Source organism: Kineococcus esterisolvens, assembly GCF_050871405.1.
Lineage (GTDB): Bacteria > Actinomycetota > Actinomycetes > Actinomycetales > Kineococcaceae > Kineococcus.
This window is the reverse complement of sequence record NZ_JBJLRI010000064.1, coordinates 1-23,670: the sequence shown is the minus strand read 5'-3', so window position 1 is coordinate 23,670 and position 23,670 is coordinate 1. Positions and strand designations below refer to the sequence as shown.

At 75.2% G+C, this 23,670-nt stretch carries 22 protein-coding genes; 9 read left to right on the top strand and 13 right to left on the bottom strand.

From position 1 onward, the window contains the following. The first annotated feature begins 821 nt into the window (after positions 1–821). Positions 822–1,790, top strand: a complete 969-nt coding sequence (locus ACRYR8_RS16880) for an aldo/keto reductase (RefSeq protein WP_432483966.1) — start codon at positions 822–824, stop codon at positions 1,788–1,790. 18 nt (positions 1,791–1,808) lie between these two features. Here the strand turns inward: ACRYR8_RS16880 and ACRYR8_RS16875 are convergent, their stop codons facing one another. Beyond that, the gene (locus tag ACRYR8_RS16875) at positions 1,809–2,765 is read right to left on the bottom strand and encodes a sugar-binding transcriptional regulator (protein WP_432483968.1); all 957 of its coding nucleotides are present in this window, start codon (positions 2,763–2,765) and stop codon (positions 1,809–1,811) included. Positions 2,766–2,948: 183 nt separating this feature from the next. Here ACRYR8_RS16875 and ACRYR8_RS16870 point away from each other — a divergent pair, with 183 nt between their 5' ends. The 5 genes from ACRYR8_RS16870 (at position 2,949) to hisS (ending at position 9,120) form a co-directional block, all read left to right on the top strand. Continuing rightward, positions 2,949–4,319 carry an ABC transporter substrate-binding protein gene (locus tag ACRYR8_RS16870; RefSeq protein WP_432483970.1) on the top strand — a complete coding sequence of 457 codons (1,371 nt, stop codon included), beginning with the start codon at positions 2,949–2,951 and terminating at the stop codon, positions 4,317–4,319. Between the two features lie 67 nt (positions 4,320–4,386). Beyond that, positions 4,387–5,367: a carbohydrate ABC transporter permease gene (locus ACRYR8_RS16865; RefSeq protein WP_432483972.1), complete on the top strand. Its 981-nt coding sequence runs from the start codon at positions 4,387–4,389 to the stop codon at positions 5,365–5,367. After that, positions 5,364–6,251 (top strand): carbohydrate ABC transporter permease, encoded by an 888-nt coding sequence (locus ACRYR8_RS16860; protein WP_432483974.1) that lies wholly within the window; start codon positions 5,364–5,366, stop codon positions 6,249–6,251. The genes ACRYR8_RS16865 and ACRYR8_RS16860 overlap by 4 nt, the downstream gene beginning before the upstream one ends. After that, positions 6,248–7,750 (top strand): mannitol dehydrogenase family protein, encoded by a 1,503-nt coding sequence (locus ACRYR8_RS16855; RefSeq protein WP_432483976.1) that lies wholly within the window; start codon positions 6,248–6,250, stop codon positions 7,748–7,750. The genes ACRYR8_RS16860 and ACRYR8_RS16855 overlap by 4 nt, the downstream gene beginning before the upstream one ends. A gap of 89 nt (positions 7,751–7,839) precedes the next feature. Then, the gene (hisS, locus tag ACRYR8_RS16850) at positions 7,840–9,120 is read left to right on the top strand and encodes a histidine--tRNA ligase (protein WP_432483978.1); all 1,281 of its coding nucleotides are present in this window, start codon (positions 7,840–7,842) and stop codon (positions 9,118–9,120) included. A gap of 27 nt (positions 9,121–9,147) precedes the next feature. Here the strand turns inward: hisS and ACRYR8_RS16845 are convergent, their stop codons facing one another. From ACRYR8_RS16845 to ACRYR8_RS16830, 4 genes are read right to left on the bottom strand one after another with little or no spacing between them, the layout of a single operon-like run. Next, positions 9,148–9,282, bottom strand: a complete 135-nt coding sequence (locus ACRYR8_RS16845; RefSeq protein WP_432483980.1) for a hypothetical protein — start codon at positions 9,280–9,282, stop codon at positions 9,148–9,150. Positions 9,283–9,295: 13 nt separating this feature from the next. Next, positions 9,296–9,583 (bottom strand): hypothetical protein, encoded by a 288-nt coding sequence (locus tag ACRYR8_RS16840; protein WP_432483982.1) that lies wholly within the window; start codon positions 9,581–9,583, stop codon positions 9,296–9,298. Beyond that, positions 9,584–10,105 carry a DNA-formamidopyrimidine glycosylase family protein gene (locus tag ACRYR8_RS16835; protein WP_432483984.1) on the bottom strand — a complete coding sequence of 174 codons (522 nt, stop codon included), beginning with the start codon at positions 10,103–10,105 and terminating at the stop codon, positions 9,584–9,586. Positions 10,106–10,148: 43 nt separating this feature from the next. Continuing rightward, positions 10,149–11,360 carry a DUF418 domain-containing protein gene (locus ACRYR8_RS16830; RefSeq protein WP_432483986.1) on the bottom strand — a complete coding sequence of 404 codons (1,212 nt, stop codon included), beginning with the start codon at positions 11,358–11,360 and terminating at the stop codon, positions 10,149–10,151. A gap of 101 nt (positions 11,361–11,461) precedes the next feature. Between ACRYR8_RS16830 and ACRYR8_RS16825 the strand changes: the two genes are divergently transcribed. The 3 genes from ACRYR8_RS16825 (at position 11,462) to ACRYR8_RS16815 (ending at position 14,409) form a co-directional block, all read left to right on the top strand. Further along, entirely contained in the window at positions 11,462–12,217 is a 756-nt protein-coding gene (locus ACRYR8_RS16825) for an NAD-dependent epimerase/dehydratase family protein (protein ID WP_432483987.1), read from the top strand. A 128-nt stretch (positions 12,218–12,345) separates the two neighbouring features. Continuing rightward, positions 12,346–13,083: a FadR/GntR family transcriptional regulator gene (locus tag ACRYR8_RS16820; protein ID WP_432483988.1), complete on the top strand. Its 738-nt coding sequence runs from the start codon at positions 12,346–12,348 to the stop codon at positions 13,081–13,083. A gap of 138 nt (positions 13,084–13,221) precedes the next feature. Further along, the gene (locus tag ACRYR8_RS16815) at positions 13,222–14,409 is read left to right on the top strand and encodes an acyltransferase family protein (protein ID WP_432483989.1); all 1,188 of its coding nucleotides are present in this window, start codon (positions 13,222–13,224) and stop codon (positions 14,407–14,409) included. Positions 14,410–14,452: 43 nt separating this feature from the next. Here ACRYR8_RS16815 and ACRYR8_RS16810 read toward each other — a convergent pair whose 3' ends face one another. The 8 genes from ACRYR8_RS16810 to ACRYR8_RS16775 are packed head-to-tail and all read right to left on the bottom strand — an operon-like array spanning position 14,453 to position 23,561. Next, positions 14,453–15,325 (bottom strand): amidohydrolase family protein, encoded by an 873-nt coding sequence (locus ACRYR8_RS16810; RefSeq protein ID WP_432483990.1) that lies wholly within the window; start codon positions 15,323–15,325, stop codon positions 14,453–14,455. Continuing rightward, entirely contained in the window at positions 15,322–16,320 is a 999-nt protein-coding gene (locus ACRYR8_RS16805; protein WP_432483991.1) for an aldo/keto reductase, read from the bottom strand. Before ACRYR8_RS16805 ends, ACRYR8_RS16810 begins: the two co-directional genes overlap by 4 nt. A gap of 2 nt (positions 16,321–16,322) precedes the next feature. Beyond that, a complete protein-coding gene (locus ACRYR8_RS16800) occupies positions 16,323–17,075 on the bottom strand; it encodes an SDR family NAD(P)-dependent oxidoreductase (RefSeq protein ID WP_432485792.1) in 753 nt (250 codons plus the stop codon). Further along, on the bottom strand, positions 17,072–18,472 hold the full coding sequence (locus tag ACRYR8_RS16795; RefSeq protein ID WP_432483993.1) for an L-fuconate dehydratase: 1,401 nt from the start codon (positions 18,470–18,472) through the stop codon (positions 17,072–17,074). Before ACRYR8_RS16795 ends, ACRYR8_RS16800 begins: the two co-directional genes overlap by 4 nt. Beyond that, complete coding sequence (locus ACRYR8_RS16790) at positions 18,469–19,320, bottom strand: fumarylacetoacetate hydrolase family protein (protein WP_432483994.1); 852 nt, start codon at positions 19,318–19,320, stop codon at positions 18,469–18,471. The genes ACRYR8_RS16795 and ACRYR8_RS16790 overlap by 4 nt, the downstream gene beginning before the upstream one ends. Beyond that, entirely contained in the window at positions 19,317–21,737 is a 2,421-nt protein-coding gene (locus tag ACRYR8_RS16785; RefSeq protein ID WP_432483995.1) for a glycosyl hydrolase family 95 catalytic domain-containing protein, read from the bottom strand. The genes ACRYR8_RS16790 and ACRYR8_RS16785 overlap by 4 nt, the downstream gene beginning before the upstream one ends. A gap of 1 nt (position 21,738) precedes the next feature. Next, the gene (locus ACRYR8_RS16780) at positions 21,739–22,686 is read right to left on the bottom strand and encodes a carbohydrate ABC transporter permease (RefSeq protein ID WP_242125181.1); all 948 of its coding nucleotides are present in this window, start codon (positions 22,684–22,686) and stop codon (positions 21,739–21,741) included. Beyond that, the gene (locus ACRYR8_RS16775; protein WP_432485788.1) at positions 22,683–23,561 is read right to left on the bottom strand and encodes a carbohydrate ABC transporter permease; all 879 of its coding nucleotides are present in this window, start codon (positions 23,559–23,561) and stop codon (positions 22,683–22,685) included. Before ACRYR8_RS16775 ends, ACRYR8_RS16780 begins: the two co-directional genes overlap by 4 nt. Positions 23,562–23,670: the final 109 nt, after the last annotated feature.

Sequence of the window (23,670 nt, the reverse complement as noted above, 5' to 3'; positions counted from 1 at the left end):
GGACCCTCCCTGGAGCTTGTCCCGGCAGGTCGGCCCGATCAGCTCGACCTCCTGCTCGCTCAAGGGGGTGGGGGTGGGGGTCCAGGACGCGAAAGCCATCCGCTCGCCGCTCCCGCCGTCGAACACGCTGACGCTGACGACACCGACACCGACACCGGCGGCGACGGCCGCGCCGAGCAGGAGCAGGCGGCGGGGGCGCGAGGTCGGGCGACGTCCTCGGCGCGGGAGGGGTGCGCGCGCCGCGCAGCGAAGCGCAGGACGTCCGGGTACGCCTGGGCGTACAACGCCCGGAAGCGCGTCTCCCGGTCGGGCTGCAGTGCTCTCACACCCCTCACCTGTCCGGCACAGCTCGCAGTGTCACACCGCTGATGCGTGTACTGCGCTGACTGATCCGCAGTGCGAACGATCTACCGCCTCTCGACGAGACCGCGAAGTCGAGCGCACCTCACCGTGCGTCGGGACGCCCTCCCCACCCGTGGGTTCGGAGATGCGCGAAACCCCACCGGCTCGAGGCGAGTCGGGCTGGGGGGGTGCCCTCGCTCGCGGGGAGAGGTACCCCCCGCTGGTCACGGCCGACGACCGGTCCCGCTCTCCGGCCCTTCCACGCCGCGCGCGGCCCCGCAGGTCGATGACGAGGCCCTCCGGGCGAGGGCGGTGGTGACCGGGGCGTGCGGGGGGGCGCTCACGACCGTCCTCCTGAGCCTGCTGACGGTGCCCGAGGCGCACGTCGCCGACTCGCGCGACACGAGTCCCCGGGGCTCAACCCCACGTGCCGCCGCGGCGAGGGGCGCACCGGGACGGACGGGTGAAGGATCGGAGCCATGGACTACGTGAAGCTGGGTTCCACCGGCCTGGAGGTCTCCCGCCTCTGCCTCGGCTGCATGAGCTACGGCGACCCCGGGCGCGGCGGGCACCCCTGGACGCTGCCGCAGGACGAGAGCGCCCCGTTCCTGCGCAGGGCGCTGGACGCCGGGGTGAACTTCTTCGACACCGCGAACGTCTACTCGAACGGCTCCTCGGAGGAGATCCTCGGCGAGGTGCTCCTGAAGCAGGTGCCGCGCGACGAGGTCGTCATCGCCACCAAGGTGCACGGCCGGATGCGACCGGGGCCCAACGGCGCGGGCCTGTCGCGGCACGCGATCCTCACCGAGCTCGACAACTCCCTGCGCCGCCTGGGCACCGACCACGTCGACCTCTACCAGATCCACCGCTGGGACCCCACGACGCCGGTCGAGGAGACGCTGCAGGCGCTGCACGACGTCGTCCAGGCCGGCAAGGTGCGCTACATCGGCGCCTCCAGCATGTGGGCGTGGCAGTTCGCCAAGGCCCTGCACCTGCAGGACGCGAACGGCTGGACGCGGTTCGCCACCATGCAGGACCACTACAACCTCCTCTACCGCGAGGAGGAACGCGAAATGCTGCCGCTGTGTGCGGACGAGGGCGTCGGCGTCATCCCGTGGAGCCCGCTGGCGCGGGGCAAGCTGACCCGGGACTGGGACGCCGCGACGAACCGCTCGGAGAAGGACGAGTTCGGCAAGACGCTGTACCGCGACTCCGACGAGCGGGTCGTGGCGGCCGTGGCGCGGGTCGCCGAGCGCCGCGGGGTCCCGCGCGCGCAGGTGGCGCTGGCGTGGGTGGCGCGCAACCCCGTGGTCGTCGCCCCCGTCGTGGGGGCCACGAAACCGCACCACCTCGACGACGCCGTGGCCGCGCTCGAGCTGGAGCTCACCGACGAGGAGGTCGCCGAGCTGGAGGCCCCGTACGAGCCGCACGAGGTCGCCGGCTTCTGACGCCCCCGGCCCTCCGCCTCACGGCCGGCGCAGGACCTCCCGCGCCAGCTCGGCGTGGGTGACGAGCGTGGAGACGAGCCCGCTGCGCAGCACGGCGGCCGTCGCCTGCGCGCGCTCCTCGCCGCACGCCATGGCCAGCACGTCGCCGGTGCGGCGCAGCTGCTCACCCGTGACGCCCACGACGCGGTCGGCCAGCCCGGCGACCTCCGCGCCGTCGGCGCCGATGAGCACACCGGTGACCTCGGCGACGACACCGGCGCGCGCCAGCAGCGCGCCGGTGCCGTCGTCCAGGGAGTCCAGCGCGGTGGACTGCCCGGGCAGCCAGGCGCCCACGGAGACGACGGCGCGCGTGAGGGTGTCCAGCTCGGCGAGCGCCCGGGCGATCTCCGGCTGGGACCGCAGGCTGTCGGCGGTGGTGGCGTCGGGCACCGCCAGGGGCGCGTAGAACGTGGCTGCGCTGGAACCGGTGGCCTCCGCGGCGCGGCGGACGAGGTCCACGGCGCTGCCCTCGACGTCGGGGCGGGGCAGGGCGCCGGCCAGCTGCACGAACCGGGTGCGCAGGGGGGCGGAGAGGGCCGCGACGAGCTGGGAGACGGTGCGCCCCCAGGCGAGGCCGACGACGTCCTCGGGCAGCACGGTCTCCTCCAGCAGCCCGGCGGTGAACTGGGCGACGGCGAGCCGCTGCGCGGTGATCGGCTCACCGTCCGGGCGCACCACGTAGGCGGCGCGCAGCCCGAAGCGCGCACGCAGCGCCTCCCCCAGCTCGCCGTCCAGCGACGGGGGCACGAGCACGCGGATCTGGACGAGACCGGCTTCCTGCGCGTCGGCCAGCAGCCGGGCCACCTTGAACCTGCTGATGCCCAGGTCCCGGGCGATGTCGACCTTGGTCCGCCCCTCGACGTGGAAGCGCCGGGCCACGGCGGCGGCCAGGGCCAGCCCGCTCGTGGTGGTGCCCCGCGCGAGCGTCTTCGCCATCGCGTCCTCCTCCTCGTCCCCGGGTGAGCGGGTGGACCGCGCGGCGGGTTGACAGCCCGCCGCGGCCCGCGCCACTATCGCACACCTGAGACTGTAGCGCTCAGATGAGCGCGAAGGGCACCGACCGCCGGACCCGGAGCGGGGAACGGCCGAAGACCTGTCGACGAAGACACGGAGGGCACGATGCTCGGGAGTCACACGCGGCGCGTGGCACTGGCGGCGGCGTTCAGCGGGACGCTCCTGCTGACCAGCTGCTCGGGGGCCGGCGGCGGCGCCGCCGGGGGCGGCGGGGACGGTGAGGCCGGCGGCAGCATCAGCGTCATCATGGTGAACAACCCGCAGATGGTGGACCTGCAGGAGCTCACCCCGCGGTTCACCGAGGAGACCGGCATCACGGTGAACTACACCGTCCTGCCGGAGAACGACGTCCGCGACCGGATCACGCAGGAGTTCTCGAGCCAGGCGGGCCAGTACGACGTCGCCTCGATCTCCAACTACGAGGTGCCGTTCTACTCGCAGAACGGCTGGCTGGCACCGCTGGACGAGTACCTCGAAGGCGACGAGGGGTTCGACCAGGACGACATCCTGCCCGCCATGGAGTCCTCGCTGACCGGCGAGGACGGTTCCGTCTACGCCGAGCCCTTCTACGGCGAGTCCTCGTTCCTGATGTACCGCAAGGACGTCTTCGAGCAGGCCGGCCTCACGATGCCGGCCAACCCCACCTGGCAGCAGGTCGCCGACCTCGCCGCCCGGGTCGACAACGTCCAGCCCGGCATGCGCGGCATCTGCCTGCGCGGCCAGCCCGGCTGGGGGCAGGTCTTCGCACCCCTGACCACGGTGGTCAACACCTTCGGCGGCACCTGGTTCGAGGAGGACTGGACCGCGAAGGTGGACTCCCCGGAGTTCACCGAGGCCACGCAGTTCTACGTCGATCTGGTGCGTGCGCACGGCGAGGCCGGCGCCCCGCAGGCCGGCTTCACCGAGTGCCTGAACAACATGACGCAGGGCAACGTGGCGATGTGGTACGACGCCACCTCCGCCGCCGGTTCCCTCGAGGCCGAGGGCTCGCCGGTCGCCGGCAAGATCGGGTACGTCGCCGCACCGGTCGTCGAGACCGACTCCTCCGGGTGGCTGTACACCTGGGCGTGGGGCATCCAGGAGGCCTCGCAGAACAAGGAGGACGCGTGGGAGTTCATCTCCTGGGCGTCCAGCCAGGGCTACGAGGAGCTCGTCGGCGAGCAGCTCGGCTGGGCGCGCGTGCCCGCCGGCAAGCGCACCTCCACCTACGAGAACCCTCAGTACCAGGAACAGGCGGGCCCCTTCTACGAGGCGACCCGCGACGCGATCCTCGCCGCCGACCCGCAGAACCCCGGGGTGCAGCCGCGCCCGGCGCCCGGCATCCAGTTCGTCGCCATCCCGGAGTTCGCCGCGATGGCCACGCAGGTCTCGCAGTTCGTCAGCTCCGCGATCGCCGGTCAGACCAGCGTCGCCGACGCCCTGGCCCAGGGCCAGCAGGTCGCCGAGGAGCAGGTGACCCGGGTCTACCAGGAGTGATCCCACCGCCCCGCCGGCCGGCAGCGGCCGCGCACTTCTCGACACCGACTCCCGCAGGAGCACACCGATGAGCACGGGAACCGACACCCCGAGCGGGCGGCCGGCCGCCGGCACCGCCGTCACCCCTCCGCCGACCACCTCCAGCACCGGCGCCCGGAGGGTCTCGGACTGGGCCCGCCGGGCACCGCTGGTGCCGGCGTTCGTCTTCCTGATCGTCGCCACCCAGATCCCGTTCCTCACCACGATCGTCATCTCCTTCACCAACTGGAACGCGCTGCGCCCCGGTGACCGCGACTTCATCGGCGTCGACAACTACGTCGAGGTCTTCTCCAACGCCCGGCTGCGCGAGTCGGTCTGGAACACCGTCGTGCTGACCGTCGTGGTCGTGGGCGTCAGCCTGGTCCTGGGGATGCTCATCGCGCTGCTGCTGGACCGGAAGTTCCTCGGCCGCGGTGCGGTGCGCACCATGATGATCGCACCCTTCCTCGTGGTCCCCATCGCCGCCGCGCTGCTGTGGAAGCACGCGCTGTTCAACCCCTCCTACGGCCTGCTCAACGGCGTGCTGACCTGGGTCTGGGGCCTGTTCGGCAGCGACGACCCCCCGCAGCCGGAGTACCTGACGGTCGCCCCGATGATCTCCATCCAGGTGGCGCTCATCTGGCAGTGGACCCCGTTCATGATGCTCATCCTGCTGGCCGGGCTGCAGTCCAAGCCCGGCGACGCGGTGGAGGCCGCCCGCATGGACGGCGCGAGCGCCTGGCAGATCTTCCGGTACCTCACGTTCCCGCACCTGCGGCAGTACCTGGAGCTGGGCGCCCTGCTCGGCGCCATCTACATCGTGCAGAACTTCGACGCCGTGTTCACCATCACCTCCGGCGCCCTGGGCACCGCGAACCTGCCCTACACGATCTACCAGACGTTCTTCCAGGCCGGGCGGTACGGGCTCGCCTCCGCGATGGGCGTGGTCGTCGTCATCGGCACCATCGTCATCGCCACGTTCGCGCTCCGGGTCGTCTCGACCATGTTCAAGGAGGAGGGAGCCCGATGAGCACCACCGCCACCGAGGTGCGCCCGACCGCCGGGCACGTGCCCACCAGCCGCCGCGAGCGCCGCGCCCGCCAACTGCACCGCGGCAACCCGCTGTGGGGACTGCTCGCCTGGGTCGTGGGCCTGCTCTTCGTCGCCCCCGTGCTGTGGATGGTCCTGACCTCGTTCCACTCCGAGACCGACGCGGCCACCAACCCGCCCTCGATCGCGGCGGAGCTGACCCTGCAGGGTTACCGCAGCTTCTTCGCGGCCGGCCCGTGGCCGCCGCTGATCAACTCGCTGTCGGCGTCGGTCGTCTCGACGGTCGTCGTCCTGTGCCTGGCCATCCCGGCCGCCTACGCGCTGTCCATCCGGCCGGTCAAGCGCTGGACCGACGTCATGTTCTTCTTCCTGTCGACGAAGTTCATGCCCATCGTCGCCGCGGTCCTGCCGCTCTACCTGTTCGCCCGCTACGCCGATCTGCTGGACAACATCACCTACCTGGCGCTGCTGTACACCGCCATGAACCTGCCGATCGCGGTGTGGATGATGCGCTCCTTCCTGGCGGAGGTGCCCGTGGAGATGCTCGAGGCCGCCTCCATCGACGGTGCCGGGCTGATCCGGACGCTGCGATCGGTCGTCGCGCCCGTCGCGGTGCCCGGCATCGCGGCCACCGCGCTCATCTGCTTCATCTTCAGCTGGAACGAGCTGCTGCTGGCCCGCACCCTCACCGCCGTCGTCGCCCAGACCTCCCCGGTGTTCCTCACCGGTTTCGTCACCAGCCAGGGCCTGTTCCTGGCCCAGCTGTGCGCGGCGGCCACCATCGTCTCCCTGCCGGTGCTGGTCGCCGGTTTCGCCGCCCAGGACAAGCTGGTCCAGGGCCTGTCCCTCGGAGCCGTCAAGTGACCTCGACCACCTCCGCCGTCGCCCTGTCCCCGCAGAACCTCGCGGAGGTCGGCGAGCGGGTGCCGGTGCCCTCCTACGACCGCTCGGCCGTCACGCCCGGCATCGTGCACCTGGGGGTCGGCGGCTTCCACCGCGCGCACCAGGCGATGTACCTGGACCGGCTCATGGAGCGGGGCGAGGCGATGGACTGGGGCATCCGCGGCGTCGGCGTGCTGCCGCAGGACGCGCGCATGAAGGAGGTCATGGACGCCCAGGGCGGGCTGTACACCCTGGTGCTCAAGCACCCGGACGGCACGCGGGAACCGCGCGTGATCGGCTCGATCCTGGACTTCACCCTGGCCCCGGAGGACCCCGAGGCGGCGATCGAGGCGATGGCCGACGAGCGCATCCGCATCGTCTCCCTCACCGTCACCGAGGGCGGCTACAACATCGACGCCGTCACCGGGGAGTTCCTGCTGGACGCCCCGGACGTCGCCGCCGACCTGGGGGGCGGGCGGGCCGCCCGCACCAGCTTCGGGCTGGTGACCGAGGCGCTGCGCCGGCGTCGCGACCGGGGCCTGCGGCCCTTCACGGTGATGTCCTGCGACAACATCCAGGGCAACGGGCACGTGGCGCGCAAGGTGTTCACCGCCTTCGCGCGGGCCAGGGACCCCGAGCTGGGCGCCTGGGTGGACGAGAACGTCCGCTTCCCCGGTTCGATGGTCGACCGCATCACCCCCGGCACCACCGACGACGACCGCGCCGAGGTGCGCGACCGCCTCGGGGTGGACGACGCCTGGCCGGTGGTGTGCGAGCCGTTCGTGCAGTGGGTGCTGGAGGACGACTTCAGCGACGGCCGCCCGCCCCTGGAGGACGTCGGCGTGCAGGTCGTCGGCGACGTCGAGCCGTACGAGCTGATGAAGCTGCGGCTGCTCAACGCCAGCCACCAGGCGCTGTGCTACTTCGGCCACCTGGCCGGGTACCGGCTGGTGCACGAGGTCGCGCAGGACCCGCTGTTCGCGCGGTTCCTGCTGGCGTACATGGAGCGCGAGGGCACCCCCACGCTGCCCCCGGTGCCGGGCATCGACCTGGACGCCTACCGGCGCGAGCTGATCATCCGGTTCTCCAACGCCGAGGTGCGCGACACGGTGGCGCGGTTGTGCAACGAGAGCTCCGACCGCATCCCGAAGTGGCTGCTGCCGGTGGTGCGCCACCAGCTCGCGCACGGCGGGGAGTTCTTCCGCGGCGCCGCGGTGGTGGCCAGCTGGGCCCGCTACGCCGAGGGCGTGGACGAGCAGGGCGACCCGATCCAGGTCTCCGACCGCCTGGCCGGGCGCCTCGTCGCCACGGCGCAGCGCAACCGCACCGAGCCCACGGCGTTCCTGGCGGACCGCAGCCTGTTCGGCGACCTCGTGGACGACGGGCGGTTCGTCGCCGAGTACACCGCGACGCTGGCGTCGCTGCACGAGCGGGGCGCCCGCGCCACCCTGGAGGGCCTCGTGGCCCGCGGCGCCCCCTGACCCACCCGCACCCCCTCCCCCGCGGTGGTCGTGCGCGGGGGAGGGAGCGGACCCCGGGGGGTCCGCGGGGGGCCACTAGCATGGGCGCCATGGCCCCGAAGATCGTCCCCGCACGTGGCATGCGCGACGTCCTGCCCGCCGACAAGGCCCGCCGGGAGCACGCGCTGCGGGTGATCCGCGAGGTCTACCGCTCCTTCGGCTTCGACGAGGTCGAGACCCCGGCGCTGGAGGAGCTCAGCCGCCTGGAGTCCGGGCAGGGCGGCGAGAACGAGAAGATGCTCTTCAAGGTGCTGCGCCGCGGGCTGGACCCGGACGAGGCCCTCAAGCCCGCCGAGGCCGCCGACCTGGGCCTGCGCTTCGACCTGACGGTGCCGCTGTCGCGCTACGTCGCCACGAACGCCGCGGCGCTGCGCACCCCCGCGAAGCTGCTGCAGATCGGGCCGGTGTGGCGCGCCGAGCGCCCCCAGAAGGGCCGCTACCGCCAGTTCGTGCAGTGCGACATCGACATCGTCGGCGAGCCCGGCGCCATCGCCGAGGTGGAACTGGTCACGGCCACCCACACCGCGCTGCAGCGCCTCGGCCTGGCCGGCACCACGCTGCGCATCAACGACCGCGAGGTACTCGGCGGCCTGCTCACCGGGTGCGGTTTCGCCGCCGACGACCACGGCAGCGTCCTCATCACCGTCGACAAGGCCGACAAGATCGGCCTGGACGGCGTCATGGCGGAACTGCGCGCCAAGGGGTTCGCCGACGAGCTGGTGAGCGCGCTGGAGTCCGCGCTGGGGCGCCTGCTGACGATCACCGACCTGTCCTCGCCGGGCGCGCTGGCCGATGCGCTGCCGGGTGCGGTGCCGGCCGCCGCCGTGGCGCGCCTGGGCGAGATCGGTGCGGCGCTGGCTGTCTCCGCACCGGAACTGCCGGTCGTGTTCGACGTGAGCCTGGTGCGCGGCATGGGCTACTACACCGGCCCCATCTTCGAGATGGCGCTGGAGGGCTCGGGGTCCTCGATCGCCGGCGGTGGCCGCTACGACAACATGGTGGGCCGCTTCAGCGGCCGCGACCTGCCCGCGTGCGGTTTCTCCATCGGTTTCGAGCGCATCGCCGACCACCTGCGGGTGGAGGCCGACCGCTCGCGCGCCGTGGCCCTGGTCCACTCCCCCGACGTGCCCGCCGGTGAACTGGTGCGCCGCCAGCGCGAGATGGCCGCCGAGGGGTACCGGGTGGCGCTCGTCCGCCAGGCCAAGCGCATGCAGCCCCTGCTCGACAAGCTCGTCGAGGAGGGTTACGGCGGTGTCCTGCGCGCGCGCCTCGACGAGGACGGTGCCGTGAGCTTCGGCGAGATCGCACCCCTGGCGGCCGGCGGCGCGTGAGGCACCCCGCGCTGCCGGGGGCTCACGTCACCGGTGGGCGTGGCGGCGTTCCGCCGGGCGGGCTCGCCCGGCGGTCGCCTCGCGGTGCTGGGCGCTGCGCAGCGGTGCGTGCACCGCGTCCCCGTCGACACCGGCGTCGGCGCGCCCGTCGACGCTGCGCACCCGGTGGGGCCCCTCAGCGCTGGCAGTTCGGGCACCACCACGTGCGGCGGCGCTCGGCGTCGCCGGGAACCTCCGCCGCCACCCGCACGGGCGTGCCGCACCGCAGGCACGGCTGCCCCGCGCGCCCGTACACCCAGTGCCGCCGGCCGGGCCGGGTGTCGCCGGTGGTGACCTGGTGGGCACCGCCGGGGCTGATCGAGAACCGCAGCATCCGCACCGCCAGCCGCACGAGGGGTTCCAGGGCCACCTGCCCGACGGGTGTGGTGGGCAGGTGCCCGCGCAGGTGGCACAGCTCGTTCACTCACAGGTTCCCCAGCCCGGCGAGCACGCGCTGGTCCAGCAGCGCGGCGGCCAGCGGCCGTCCCGGCTCCCGCGCCAGGTTGCGCACCGCCTGCGCGACGAGCTCGTCCAGCGGGGTGCCGGTGTCGAGGAGGTCGGGGCCGAGGTGGCCGACGACGCCGGCCTCCTCAGCGGTGGGCAGCAGTTCCACCACGCCCAGCTTCAGCCCGGCGGCGGTGGGGCCGGTGGTGCGCAGCAGCACCCGCACGTCCGGGTCCAGCCGGCGCGGCAGCACCTTGCCGGGGGCCAGGACCGTCCAGGAACCGTCCATGCGCAGGTGGGTGTGCAGGGTCAGCGCGGAACCGTCGAGGTCGAAGCGGGTCAGCAGGTGCTTGCCGCGCGGGACGGTGCCCAGGACCCGTGCGCCGGTCAGGTCGGCCGTGGCGTGCCGCGGGACCCGCAGGTCCGCCGTGCGCACCGTCGTGCCGCGCAGGCGGGCGTCGAGGGTGCGCGCCACCCGGTACACGCTGTCCCCCTCCGGCACCCGCCCACTGTCGGGCGTGCCGCGGCGCGGCGCGAGCCGGGGTTCAGCGGGGGCGCCCGTAGGTGAGGCGGCGCAGCAGCACCTCGGCGGGACCGCGCCCGCCGGTGCGCTCCAGCGCCGCCGCGCCCAGGAGCAGCAGCAGCCACGTGCCGGCGGCGAGCAGCGCCGCCTGCGCGACGCCCAGCTCGGCGCCGAGCCCGAGGGCGGAGGCGGGCAGCAGCGCGGCGAACACGACGGAGTGCCCGAGGTAGCCGGACAGGGAGCGCCGGCCCAGCGCGACCAGGACGCGGCCGGGTGCGCCGAACCCGCCGCGGCGGGACGCCGAGACCACGACGAACCCGGCGAGGGCCGCGTACCCGGCACCGCCGGCGTAACCGGTGAGGGCGTGCAGGCCCCCCGCCAGGAGGGTTCCGGTGGTGCCGGTCTCCCACGCGCCGGCGGCCAGCAGGCCCAGCGGCAACCCGCCCGCGGCGGAGAGCGCGACGCCGCCGGCGCCGACGGCCAGCAGGGTGCGGCGGTGCCGGGCCGGGTCGTCCAGCAGCCCGCGGCGGGCGGCGAGCGCGCCGATCGCCACGGCCCCGAACACCAGCAGCGGCTGCAGGAGCGTGGCCGAGCCCCACTCGACGGCCCGCGTCAGCAGGGCCGCCGGCACGGTCTCCTGCGTCACGGAGGTCAGCGCTGCAGCGTCCTCCGCCCCCGGCAGGGCCACGGTGAGCCCCGCGGCACCGGCGAGGACCGTGCCGGTGACGGCGAGGACGACGAGCCCGCGCGCGCGGGGCGCGGCGAGGGTCCCGGCGAGCAGCACGAGCAGCAGCCCGTAGGTGGCGGCGATGTCGCCGGAGAACAGCAGCACGCCGTGCAGGGCGCCCACCGCGAGCAGGGCCGCACCGCGCCGGCGCAGCAGGCGCCGCACCTCCGGCGGCGTCGTGCCCGTCCCCAGGCGCCGGCGCACGAGCTGCCAGGTGCCGTACCCGACGAGGATGGAGAACATCGGGAACGCGCGGGCGTCGGCGAGGCTCGTCTGCAGCACCGTCACGACCCGGTCCAGCGCGGACATCGCGCCGGCCGCGGGGTAGCCGCGCACCCCCGCCGGGCGCGCGTACAGGTAGTGGTGGACGTTGGCCAGGCAGATGAACAGCAGCAGCGCGCCCCGCGCCAGGTCCGGGGCGGGCACGCGCTCGGACAGGGCGGTGGCGCGGGGGCGGACGGCCGGGTGCGTCGGGTGCGTCGGGTGCGTCGGCTGTGTCGGGTGCACGGCCCTCATGGTGGGAGCGCGGCACGGCCGCCGCGTCCTCCGCTCGGTGAGCCCCCCGGCGCCGCAGGGCGGACCCGGGCGCGGTGCGCGAAGCTGCGGGGGTGGACGCGGAACGGGTACTGGTGACGGGTGCGGCGGGCAGGGTGGCCGGGCAGCTGCTGCCGGGGCTGGAGGGCCGGCCGCTGCGGTTGCTCGACCGCACGGCCGCCGAGCACCCCGGCGCCGAGACGGTGACGGGCGAGCTGACGGACCCGGCGGCGCTGGAGCGCGCCCTGGACGGGGTCGGCGCCGTGGTGCACCTGGCGGGCAACCCGGACCCGTCGGCGAGCTGGGCGGAACTGCGCGGGCCGAACGTGGAGGGTTTCGCGGCGCTGCTCGCGGCGGCGGAGCGGACCGGGGTGCGGCGGGTGGTGTTCGCCAGTTCCGTGCACGCGATGGGCGCGCACGAGGCCGACGGCCGGGTTCCCGTGGACGCGGCGTGGCCGCCGCGGCCGTGCTGCCCGTACGGGGCGACGAAGGCGTTCGACGAGGCCGTCGCCTCGGTGGCCACCCGGCGCGGGGCGCTGAGCACGGTGGGGCTGCGGCTGGGCGCCACGGTCCCCGAACCGGCGCAGCGCTCGCAGCTGGCGAGCTGGCTGGGTCCGGCGGACCTGCAGCAGGTGGTGGTGCGGGCGCTGGAGGTCGACGCCCGCGACGTCCGCCTGGGCGCCTACCCGGCGGTGTCGGCGAACACCCGGCAGCACTGGGACCTCACCGCCGCCCGCGCCGAGCTGGGGTACGCGCCCGTGCTGGACTCCGAGGAGTTCGCCGCGCGCGTGGCGGACGACGGCACCGACACCGGGGTGTGCCCGGCCTGAACGGGCCGGCGTCCGCGGCGCCCACCGGCCGGCCGCCCACGGGCCGCCGGCGGTGCGTGTCGAAACGCTTCCGGGGTTCGTGCGCGCACTACGCTCGCTGCCTCTGGGGAGACGGTGGGGAGGGGCACGTGGTCGACGCGGACCGGTCCGCAGCGCGCTCGCAGACCGACGTCGTCGTCGAAGGCATCAAGCGGATGCTCGCCGAGGGCGTCCTGCGGCCGAACCAGAAGCTGCCGGTGGAGGCGGACCTGGCCCGCGAGCTGGGCGTCTCGCGCGGGCCGCTGCGCGAGGCGGTGCGGGCGCTCTCGCTCATGGGCGTGCTGGAGTCGCGCCAGGGCGCGGGCACGTACGTGACGGCCCTGGACTCCTCGCTGCTGCTGACGCCGATGGCGTTCCTGGTGGACCTGCAGCAGCCGCCGGGGGCGCAGGCCCTGCACTCGGTGCGGCGGGTGCTGGAGACGGAGGCGGCCGGGCAGGCCGCCCTGCACGCCGACGAGGCCCAGCTGGAGGACCTGCGCCGCGCCCTGGAGGACTCCCTGGCGGCGGCCGGGGAGGGCGCCGCGGACCCGCACGCGTTCGTGGAGGCGGACATCCGCTTCCACGACCTGGTGGCGACGGCCAGCGCCAACCCGGTGCTGGCCTCGCTGGTGCACGCGTTCGCCGGCCGCACGGCGCGCGCACGGGTGTGGCGGGCGATCTCCGACGAGGGCGCCGTGGCGCGGACCCTGGAGGAGCACCGGGCGATCCTGCGCGCGCTGGAGGCGCACGACCCGGACCGGGCGCGGCTGCGGATGGGCAACCACCTGCTGGCGGTGGAGGACTTCGTCGCCGGTTCCGGGGCGCAGGACCCCGGCGCGGTGGGGTGACCCCGGGCTCCCTCCGCGGCGGGCCGGCGCCGGGCAGGGCCCGCCCGTGCCCACGGGCGGGCAGCCGGAGCGGGCCGTTCGGGTGAACACCGGTGCCGAGGGCGCCGATCCGCACCGCGGCGTGCCGATGGTCCCCGGGTGGGTGACTCTCCCGTCCGGCCGCCGCGGCTGCCGTCGCTGACCGGCCTGCGGTACCTCGCGGCCGCCGTGGTCGTGCTGCACCACGTCCTGCCGGTCCTCGCGCCGGGGAGCGTCCTCGCCCGCTACTCGTCCGTGGGGTACACGGGCGTCACCTTCTTCTTCGTCCTCTCGGGTTTCGTCCTCACGTGGTCGGCGGGCCCGGGGGTCCCGCTCAAGGTCTTCTACCGCCGGCGCTTCGCCCGCGTGTACCCGATGCACCTCCTCACGACCCTGGCCGCGGCCGGGGTGAACGTGCTGACGCACGCCGACAAGAGCCTCGTGGCCGTCGGAGCCGCCCTGTTCCTGCTGCACGCCTGGGTGCCTCAGGAGTCCTTCTACTTCGGTGCCGCCAACGGCCCCAGCTGGTCGCTGTCGGTGGAGGCCTTCTTCTACCTCCTCTTCCCCTTCGTCGTGGGACCGGTCACGGCCGTGGTCCGGGCGACGCGGTGGTGGGTGCTGCCCGTCGGCACCGTCCTGCTCGAGCTCGCCTTCGGGTTCTCCCCCGTCTACGACCACTGGTTCGCCTACATCTGCCCCGCGTACCGCGTCGGGGAGTTCGCCACCGGGATCGCCCTGGCCGTGGCGGTGCGGCAGGGGCTGCGCACCCGGGTCCCGCTGGCGCTGGCCGTCGGGGGTCTGACGGCGACGTTCCTCGCCCTGGCCGCGGCGCAGCCCGGCTCCCGGCACGGCGTCGTCGACGCGCTCGTGCTCCCGGCGATCGTCCTGGTCCTGGTCGCCGCCGCCTCCACGGACCTGCGCGGGCAGCGCACGCTGTGGTCGCTGCCCGCCGTCGTCCTGCTGGGCGAGTGGTCCTACGCCCTCTACCTCACGCACTACAGCACGGTCCGGCTCATCGCCCGCCTCATCGGGACACCGGACCTGCACCCGGTGGCGGCGGGCGCGCTGAGCCTCGCCTTCCTCCTCGTCGCCACCGCCGTCGCCGGGGCCGCGTTCGTGCTGGTCGAGAGACCGGCCGAGCGCAGGCTGCGTGGAGCGCGCCGCGGCGGGGCGTCAGCCGGGCCCGCGCCGGAACGACCCGCAGCCGGGTCGCCGGGGCCAGCGGGGCCAGCAGGGCCAGTGGGGGCACAGCCACCCGGCACGGCGGGGAGCACCGCGGCCGCCGTGCCGGACCGCTCCCGGACCTGATCGTCGCGCCCGGCCGACGCGCGGGAACGGCCCGGGTGCGGTCTCACCGCAGGTCGTACACCGCTCCGGCGGTGCCGCCGAGGACCGCGGCCCGTTCACCGGGCGAGAGGCCGCGCAGCAGCGCGGCGGTGCGCCCGACGACCTCCCCGTGCTCCGCCGCGAGGGTGCTGACCGGCCAGTCGGTGCCGAACAGCAGGCGGTGCGGGCCGAAGACCTCCAGCAGGTGGTCGACCACGGGTTCCAGGAGCTCGTCGCCACCGCCGGGCGGCAGCAGCGTGAACAGCCCGGAGAGCTTGCAGGACACGTCGCCGCAGCGGGCCAGGTCGGCGGTGCCCCGCCGCCACCGCGCGAACCCGGCCGGATCCAGCGGGGGTTTGGCGGCGTGGTCGAGCACGAACACCGCGCCGGGCAGCTCCCGGACCAGGGCGGTGGCGGCGGGCAGCTGGTCGGGGCGCACGAGCAGGTCGTGCACCAGGCCCGCCGCGGCGACGGCGGCGGCGCCGCGGCGCACGTCCGCGCGCCGCAGCCAGTCGGGGTCGGGTTCGTCCTCCACCTGGTGCCGCACGCCGCGCAGCAGCTCCCCGCCGGGCGCGGAGCGCAGGGCCGCCAGGTCGTCGCCGGCGGCGGGCGAGCGCAGGTCCACCCAGCCGACGACGCCGGCGACCAGGCCGTCCGAGCCGGCCGCGGCGCGCAGGAACTCCCGCGTCTCCGCGGCGTCGGCGACGGTCTGCACCAGCACCGTCGCCGTGACCCCCGCGGCGTCCGCCGCCCGCCGCAGCTCCGCGAGACCGAAGGGACGCCGCAGCGCCGCCAGGCCGGGGCGCTCCATCCACGGGTAGCGGCGGCGGGCCGGGTCCCACAGGTGGTGGTGGGCGTCCACCACGCCCCGTGGGGCCGAGGGCGCCGGTGCGGTCACGCCGCGGCGTCCCCGGGCAGCGGCGCGTCGGGGCGCACCAGGCCCTCCTCGCGCACCCGCCGCCACACCGCGCCGGGCACGGGGACCTCGGGCAGGGCGGCGCCCGTGCGGACCTCCTGGGCGCTGCGCATCCCCAGCAGCACGCAGGTGACGGCGGGGTGGGCCAGGGCCATCTGCACCGCCATCGCGGGCAGGGTGGTGCCGTGCTCGGCGCCGATCGCGGCCAGGCGCCGCGCCCGCCGCAGCACCCCCTGCGGGGCGGGGGCGTAGGAGTAGGTCGCGTCGTCGGCGGGCTCGGCGGCGGCCAGCAACCCCGAGCCGAACACCCCGCCGAGCTCCACGGCGGTCCCGGCGCGCTGCGCGGCGGGCAGCAGGTCGTCCAGCGCGTCCTGCTCCACGAGGTTGTAGCGGCCGGCGAGCAGCACCACGTCGAGGTCGAACTCCCCCAGGAAGCGGGTGGGCATCGCCGCCTGGTTCATCCCCACCCCGACGGCGCCGACGACGCCCTCCTCGCGCAGCCGCAGCAGTTCCGGCAGGGCGCCGCGGCGCGTCTCGCCCTCGAACTCGTCCGGGTCGTGCACCAGCGCGACGTCGACGCGGTCCAGCCCGAGGCGCTCCAGGCTCTCGGACAGGCTGCGGCGCACCCCCTCGGCGGAGAAGTCCCACACCGGCTCGGTGTCGCCGGGGACGGCGAAACCGTGCGGGTCGCGCACGGGTCCACCGCTGCGCGGGCGCAGCAGCCTGCCCACCTTGGTCTGCAGGACGAGCTCGCCTCGCGGCACGCTGCGCAGGAAGGCGCCCACGCGCCGCTCGGACAGGCCGAGACCGTAGTAGGGGGCGGTGTCGAAGCACCGGACCCCGCTCTCCCACGCCGCCTCCAGCGCGGCGCGCGCCCGGGCCTCGGTGACCTCCGCGTAGAGGTTGCCCAGCGGCGCGCAGCCGAACCCCACGACGGGGACGTCGAGACCGGTCCTGCCCAGGGCTGCGGTGCGCACCCTCACACCCTGGCGGGCAGGCGCAGGGAGTGCATCCCGCCGTCGACGGCCAGCGCGGTGCCGGTGGCGCCGCAGCGCGGGTCGGCCAGGGAGGCGATGGCGTGCGCGACCTCCTCGGCGGTGACGAGCCGGCCGGTGGGCTGGCGCGCCGCCAGCCGGGCCCGCTCGCCGTCCGGGTCGCCGGAGGCGTCCAGCAGCCGCTGCACCCACGGGGTGTCCACCGTGCCGGGGTCCACGCAGTTCACGCGGATCCCCTCGTGGACGTGGTCGGCCGCCATCGCCAGCGTCAGCGCCTGCACGGCGCCCTTGGACGCCGAGTACAGCGCGCGCTGCGGCAGCCCCGTCCAGGCGGCGACGGAGGAGGTGTTCACGACGGCCGCGCGGCCGGAGCGGCGCAGGTGCCCCAGCGCGGCGCGGGTGGTGCGCACGACGCCGAGGACGTTGACGTCCAGGACGCGCCGCCACTCGGCGTCGTCGCCGTCCTCCACGGTGCCGCGGGCGCCGACGCCGGCGTTGTTGACGACGACGTCCAGGCCACCCAGCGCGACGGCGGCCCCCTCGACGGCGGCGCGCACCGACGCGTCGTCGGCGACGTCCGCGGCGAACGCGTCGGTGCCCGCCGGCGCCCCGGCCGGGTCCAGGTCCAGGACCGCGACGGCCGCCCCGTCGGCGAGCAGGCGCCGGGCGGTGGCCGCGCCGATGCCGGAGGACCCCCCGGTCACCAGCGCACGGCACCCGGTGAACGGCCCGCTCACGCGCCCACCGCCACGCCGTCCGCGGGGGCGGTCAGCGCCGCGGGTGCGGGGGGCGCGTCCCCCTCCAGCGCGGGTGGGACCGGGGGCCCGGGCACGGCGCCCGCCCGCCACTCGGGCCCGTCGGGGAACGCGAAGCGCTGCAGGGTCCCGGGCAGCAGCTCGGCGGAGAAACCCGGCGCGAGGGGCGCCCCGTAGTGCCCGCCGCGCACCCGCACGGGGTGCACGAAGTGCTCGTGCAGGTGGTCGACGTACTCCACGACGCGGTCGCGCGTCGTCCCGGACAGCGCCACGTAGTCGAACATCGACAGGTGCTGCACGAGTTCGCACAGGCCCACCCCGCCTGCGTGCGGGCACACCGGGACGCCGTACTTCGCGGCGAGCAGGAGGATCGCCACGTTCTCGTTGACGCCGGCGACCCGGGCCGCGTCGATCTGCAGGACGTCCAGGGAACCGGCCTGCAGCATCTGCTTGAACACGATGCGGTTCTGCACGTGCTCACCGGTGGCGATTTTCACCGGCGCCACGGCGCGGCGGATCGCGGCGTGGCCCAGCACGTCGTCGGGGCTGGTGGGTTCCTCCACCCACCACGGGTCGTGCGGCGCCAGGGCGCCGATCCACTCCACCGCCTCGGCGACGTCCCAGCGCTGGTTGGCGTCCACGGCTATGCGCACGTCCGGGCCGACGGCCTCGCGGGCCAGCCGCAGCCGGCGCACGTCGTCGGCCACGCTGGCGCCGACCTTCAGCTTGATCTGGGTGAAACCCTCCGCCACGGCCTGCCGGGACAGGGACACGAGCTTGTCGTCGGAGTACCCCAGCCAGCCGGGGGTCGTCGTGTAGGCGGGGTACCCGGTGCGCAGCAGCTCCTCGCGGCGGGCGGCGCGGCCGGGTTCGGCGGCGGTGAGCAGGTCCAGCGCCTGCTCGGGGGTGAGCGCGTCGGTGAGGTAGCGGAAGTCCACCAGCGCGACGAGCTCCTCGGGGCTCATGCGCGCCAGCAGGTCCCACAGCGGCAGGCCGGCGCGCTTGGCCTTCAGGTCCCACAGCGCGTTGACGACCGCGGAGACCGCCATGTGCATGACGCCCTTCTCCGGGCCCAGCCAGCGCAGCTGCGAGTCGTCGGCGAACGAGCGCCAGGTGGCGCCCATGTCGCCGAGGACCTCCTGCACGTCCCGGCCCAGCAGGTGCCCGGCCAGCGCTCGGATCGCGGCGACCTGCACGTCGTTGCCGCGGCCGATGGTGAAGGCGAACCCGTGCCCGGTGAGGCCGTCGGGGTCGTCGGTGCCGATGACGAGGTAGGCCGCGGAGTAGTCGGGGTCCGGGTTCATCGCGTCGGACCCGTCGAGGTCGCGGGAGGTGGGGAACCGCACGTCGTGCGTCTCGAACCGGGTGAAGGTGCTCATCGGGCGTCTCCCACGGGGTGGCGCATCCGGCCCAGGCCGCCGATCTCGAGCTCGACGACGTCACCGGCGCGCAGGTAGGGCTTGGGGTCGGGGTGGCCGAGCGCGACACCGGCCGGGGTCCCGGTGTTGACGACGTCACCGGGTTCCAGCACGAGGAACCTGCTGATGTACGCGACGAGCTCGCCGACGCCGAACACCATGTCGGCGGTGGTGCCGTCCTGGCGGAGCTCGCCGTTGACCCGCAGCCGCAGGCCGAGCGCCTGCGGGTCGGGGACCTCGTCGGCGGTGACGAACCAGGGGCCCATCGGGTTGAACGTCTCGCAGTTCTTGCCCTTGTCCCACTGGCCACCGCGCTCGAGCTGGAACTCCCGCTCGGACACGTCGTGCGAGACGACGTACCCGGCGACGTGCGCCAGCCCCTCCTCCGCGGTCTCCAGGTAGCGCGCCCGGCGGCCGACGACGACACCGAGCTCGACCTCGTAGTCGGTCTTCACGCTGCCGCGCGGCACCAGCACCTCGTCGTTCGGCCCCACCACGGTGGCCGGGGACTTCAGGAACAGGATCGGCTCGGCGGGCAGCGGGGACCCGGTCTCCGCGGCGTGGTCGCGGTAGTTCAGGCCCACGCAGACGACGGTGACCGGGCGCGGCAGCGGCGGGCCGACCCGCAGCCCGGCCAGGTCCACCCGCGGCAGGGTCCCACCGGCGACAGCGGCTGCGGCCGCCCGCAGGTCCTCCCCCGTCCAGGGGCGCTGCGGGTCCAGGACGCCGCCGAGGTCGGCACCCGAACCGTCCTCCAGCAGGGCCACCGGGCGCTCGCGGCCCGGTGCTCCCACGCGCATCAGCTTCACGTCTGCTCCTCGGTGTTCGGGGTCGGGAAGGGGGTCGGCGGCACCTCGGTGCGCTCGCCGGCGGCCAGCCGGAACTCCCCCAGGAGGGTCGTCCCGCCGGGCGGCCCGGCGTGCACGGTGCCGTGCGCGTCCCGCAGCGCCGTCAGCACCACGCGCTCGGGGCGACCGGCGCGCCAGGTCAGCTCGACCTGCACGCCGGCCCGGGTGCGCAGGCCCCGCACGGAGCCGTCCGGCCAGTCCGGCGGCAGCGCGGGCAGCACCCGCACGTCGGTGTCGCCGGACTGCACGAGCGCCTCGGCGACGGCGGCGGCCAGACCGCTGTTGCCGTCGAGCTGGAACGGCGGGTGCGCGGAGAACAGGTTCGGGTACAGCCCGCCGGCCTGGGCGCCGGCCGCTGCGTCCTCGGGCACCGGGCGCAGGCAGCGCCGCAGCGTCTCGCCCACGCGGTCGCCGCGGCCCAGCCGCGCCCACAGGCAGGCCCGCCAGGCGAGCGCCCAGCCGGTGGACTCCTCGCCCCGCAGCTGCAGGGTCCGGGCGGCCGCGACCGCGAGCGGTCCGGCGGGGTCCACCAGGTCCAGGGGGAACAGGCCCACCAGGTGCGAGGTGTGCCGGTGCCCGGGCTCGGCCTCGGGCAGCTCCTCGCGCCACTCCAGCAGTTCCCCCCGCGCGCCGGTGCGCGGTGCGGGCAGTTCCGCCAGCGCGGCGCGGGCCCGCCACAGCAGCTCCTCGTCACCGGTTCCGTCGCCCGCCGTCCCGGCGGTGGCGGTGAGGTCCAGCAGCGCGCGCAGCACCGCGGCGGTCAGCGCCAGGTCGCAGGTGCTGCTCACGGCGGCGGCGCGGGGTTCACCCTCGCGGTCCAGGAAGCGGTTCTCGGGCGAGGTCGAGGGGGCGGTGCCCAGCTCGCCGTCGGGCAGCCGCACCAGCCGGTCCAGGACGAACCGGGCGGCACCGGCCACGACGGGCAGCGCCTCTCGGGCCGCGGCGGGCGGGTCGGCGGCGAACCGGGCGTGCTCGTGCAGGTGGGTGGCCAGCCACGCCCCGCCGTACGGCCACGCCGACCACTCCGGCCGCGCCCAGCCGCCCCCGGCGGTGCCGGTGGTGGCCCACACGTCGCTGTTGTGGTGCGCCACCCACCCGCCGGCGCCGTACGCGCGCCGCGCGGTGTCCTCCCCGGCGGAGGCCAGGCGCCGCACGAAGGCCAGCAGCGGCTCGTGCAGCGGCGCCAGCCCCCACACCTCCACGGGCCAGTACGCCATCTGCAGGTTGATGTTCGTCGTGTAGTTGCTGCTCCACGGCGGCTGCAGCTCCGCGTTCCAGATGCCCTGCAGGGTCAGCGGGTGCGTTCCGGGGCGGGACCCGGCCAGCAGCAGGTACCGGGCGTGGGCCACGGCCAGCTCCACGAGGGCGCGCCGGGAACCGTCGTCGTCCACGGCCCGGCGCAGCAGCTCGCCGGTGCTCGTCCCCGCCGGCACCGCGCCGCCCAGGTCCAGGTGGACCTCGCCCCACCAGGGCGACAGGTCGGCGCGGTGCGCGCGCAGCAGCTCCTCCGAGCCGGTGGCGGCCGCGGCGGCGACGCGGGCGCGGGCGGTGCGCACGGCCTCCCGCTCACCGGCGCACGGGCCGCCGGGGGTGTCGCTGACCTCGGTGGCCAGCAGGACCTCGAGGGTGCGGGCCCCCAGCACCCGCAGCGCCGCGCCCGGGCCCGCCGGCAGCACGGTGCCGTCGGTGCGCACCCGCAGCACGACGGCCGCGCAGCGGGCCGCCGCGCCGTCCGCCGCCCAGGTGACGGGCTCGTCGCGCCCGTCCGGGCTCCAGGGCCGCACGTCGACCGGCAGCTCCAGCACGGCCTCCAGCTCCGCGCCGCCCTCACCCGCACCGGAGGCGGCGCCGCTGCGCACCCGCAGCGGGGAGGTGAGGGCGACGGTGACGTCCACGGTCGTGCCGGTGGCGAGCAGGCGGTGCAGCAGGACCCCGGCGGGGGCGCTGACGAGCGTCTCCTGGTGCACGGAGCCGCCGTGGGGGTGCTCGCGGCGCACCCACGCCGTCCCGGTGGGCATGTCCAGGCCGCGATCGAACCGCGACACGGGCAGCGGGTCGCACGTCACGCGCAGGTCACCCAGCGGCAGGTACGCCTGGGTGTGCGGGACCACGACGGGGGTCAGCAGTTCCTCGGCGAGGCGGTGGTCCCCGGCCAGCACGGCTCCACGGGCGCGCTCGACGGTGCCGACGTGGCCGGCGGGGACCTCGTGGACCGGCCCCCCGACGGGGCCGGACCAGGCGCGGTCGTCGTTCAGGGACAGCCGCTCGCCGTCGGCGGCGCCCCAGCACATCGCGCCCAGGCGCCCGTTCCCCACGGGCAGGGCCTCCACCCAGGTGCCGGCGGGCGCGGGGAAGCGCAGGACGGGTTCGACGGCCACGTCAGAACCGCACGCCGCCGGCCGTCAGGCCGGAGCGCCAGTACCGCTGCAGGGCGATGAACACGCCGATGACGGGCACCACGGACACCAGGGAGCCGGCCACCACGAGGACCTGCAGGCCGGGGATGGTGATGGACGCCTGGCTCCAGCCGGTCAGGCCGACCGTCAGCGGCATCAACTCGGCGTCGGTCAGGACCATCAGCGGCAGCAGGTAGTTGTTCCAGCTGCCCAGGAACGCGAACAGCAGGACCGTGACCAGCCCGGTCGTCATCAGCCGCAGGCCGACGGCCACGAAGATGCGCAGCTCCCCGGCGCCGTCCAGGCGGGCGGCCTCGAGCAGCTCCACGGGGATCGAGGAGCGGGCGAACACGGTGCACAGCAGGACCCCGAAGGGGTACACCATCGAGGGCAGCAGCACGCCCGCGTAGGTGTTGTTCAGGCCGAGCTCCACGACGAGCAGGTACGTCGGCTGCGCCAGGACGGTGCCGGGCACCAGCATGCTCGCCAGCACCGCGCCCAGCAGCACCTTGCGGCCGCGGAACTCGAACATGGCCAGCGCGTACCCGCACGCGGCGCACACCAGGACGGTCAGCACGGACCCGACGACGGAGTACACGACGGTGTTCAGGACCCAGCGCCAGAAGATGCCGTCGTCGTAGGTGGACAACTCCCGAAGGTTCTGCAGCAGCTGGGGGTCGGCGAAGGAGAAACCGGGGGTGGTGAACAGCGAGGTGCTGGACTTGGTGGCGGCCACGACCATCCACCACACCGGCATCAGGAAGTACACCGTCGCCACGGCGACGGCACCGGTGGCCAGGACCCGCACGGCGGTGGAGTGCCGCTCCCCCGCGCTGGTGGCCGTGCGGCGGCGGGCGCGACCGGTGGCGGCGGGGGCCGGCGCCGGTGCCCCGGGTGTCGCCCCCGGCCCGGTGCGGGTGCTGGTGCTCACGCCAGTGCTCCGTTCCTGCGGTTCGAGATGCGCAGCACGACCAGCGACAGCACGAGCGTGGACACGCCCAGCAGGACGGCCATGGCCGCGGCCAGGTGCGGGTCCTGCGCCTCCGTGGAGGTCGTGTAGATCGCCATGTTGGGCGTGTAGTCGCTGGTGATGTTCGAGGTGATGGTGCGCAGCACGTTGGGTTCGCTGAACAGCTGCAGCGTGCCGATGATCGACGACAGCGTGGTGAGCAGCAGGGCGGGCAGGATCATCGGCAGCTTGATGCTCAGCGCGACCCGCACCTCGCTCGCCCCGTCCACCCGGGCCGCCTCGCCCACCTCCGCGGGCACCGACTGCAGCGCGGCGTACAGGATGACGACGTTGATGCCGGTGTTCGACCACAGCGCGATGTTCGCCAGCGACCACAGCACCGTCCCGGGGGCGAGCAGGTCCACGTCCACGCCCAGCGAGGTCAACCCGCCCACGATCGGGCTGACGCCCGGCTGGTACAGGAACCCCCACAGCAGGGCCGCGATGACGCCGGGGACGGCGTACGGCACGAACACCGCGGCCTGGAAGAACCGCCCGAAGCGCACCGCCGCGGAGTCGAAGAGCAGGGCCAGCACGAGGGCCAGGACCAGCATCACCGGGACCTGCACGGCCCCGTACAGCAGGACGCGGGCGAACCCGGAGGTGAACCCCGTGTCGGTCAGCGCCGTCACGTAGTTGCCCAGACCGGCGAACTCGCGCTGGCGGGTGCCGCCGAAGCCCAGCCCGCCGGCGGCGCGCTGCCGGAACATGCTCTGCCACAGCGCCAGCACGATGGGGGCGACGAGGAACACCAGGAACAGCACCACGAACGGCGCGGCGAACGCGTACGGGGCCACGTGCCGGCCGCCGGTGCGGCGGGGGGGGGGGCGGGGGGGGGGGGGGGGGGGGGGGGGGGGGGGGGGGGGGGGGGGGGGGGGGGGGGGGGGGGGGTGGGGCGGGGGGGGG

What these genes read in the sequence shown, in the direction of transcription:
- ACRYR8_RS16880 (WP_432483966.1), top strand. Translation starts at nt 822, where the DNA reads ATGGACTACGTGAAGCTGGGTTCCACCGGCCTGGAGGTCTCCCGCCTC.
- ACRYR8_RS16860 (WP_432483974.1), top strand. Translation starts at nt 5,364, where the DNA reads ATGAGCACCACCGCCACCGAGGTGCGCCCGACCGCCGGGCACGTGCCC.
- ACRYR8_RS16865 (WP_432483972.1), top strand. Translation starts at nt 4,387, where the DNA reads ATGAGCACGGGAACCGACACCCCGAGCGGGCGGCCGGCCGCCGGCACC.
- hisS (WP_432483978.1), top strand. Translation starts at nt 7,840, where the DNA reads ATGGCCCCGAAGATCGTCCCCGCACGTGGCATGCGCGACGTCCTGCCC.
- ACRYR8_RS16795 (WP_432483993.1), bottom strand. Translation starts at nt 18,472, where the DNA reads ATGAGCACCTTCACCCGGTTCGAGACGCACGACGTGCGGTTCCCCACC.
- ACRYR8_RS16875 (WP_432483968.1), bottom strand. Translation starts at nt 2,765, where the DNA reads ATGGCGAAGACGCTCGCGCGGGGCACCACCACGAGCGGGCTGGCCCTG.
- ACRYR8_RS16870 (WP_432483970.1), top strand. Translation starts at nt 2,949, where the DNA reads ATGCTCGGGAGTCACACGCGGCGCGTGGCACTGGCGGCGGCGTTCAGC.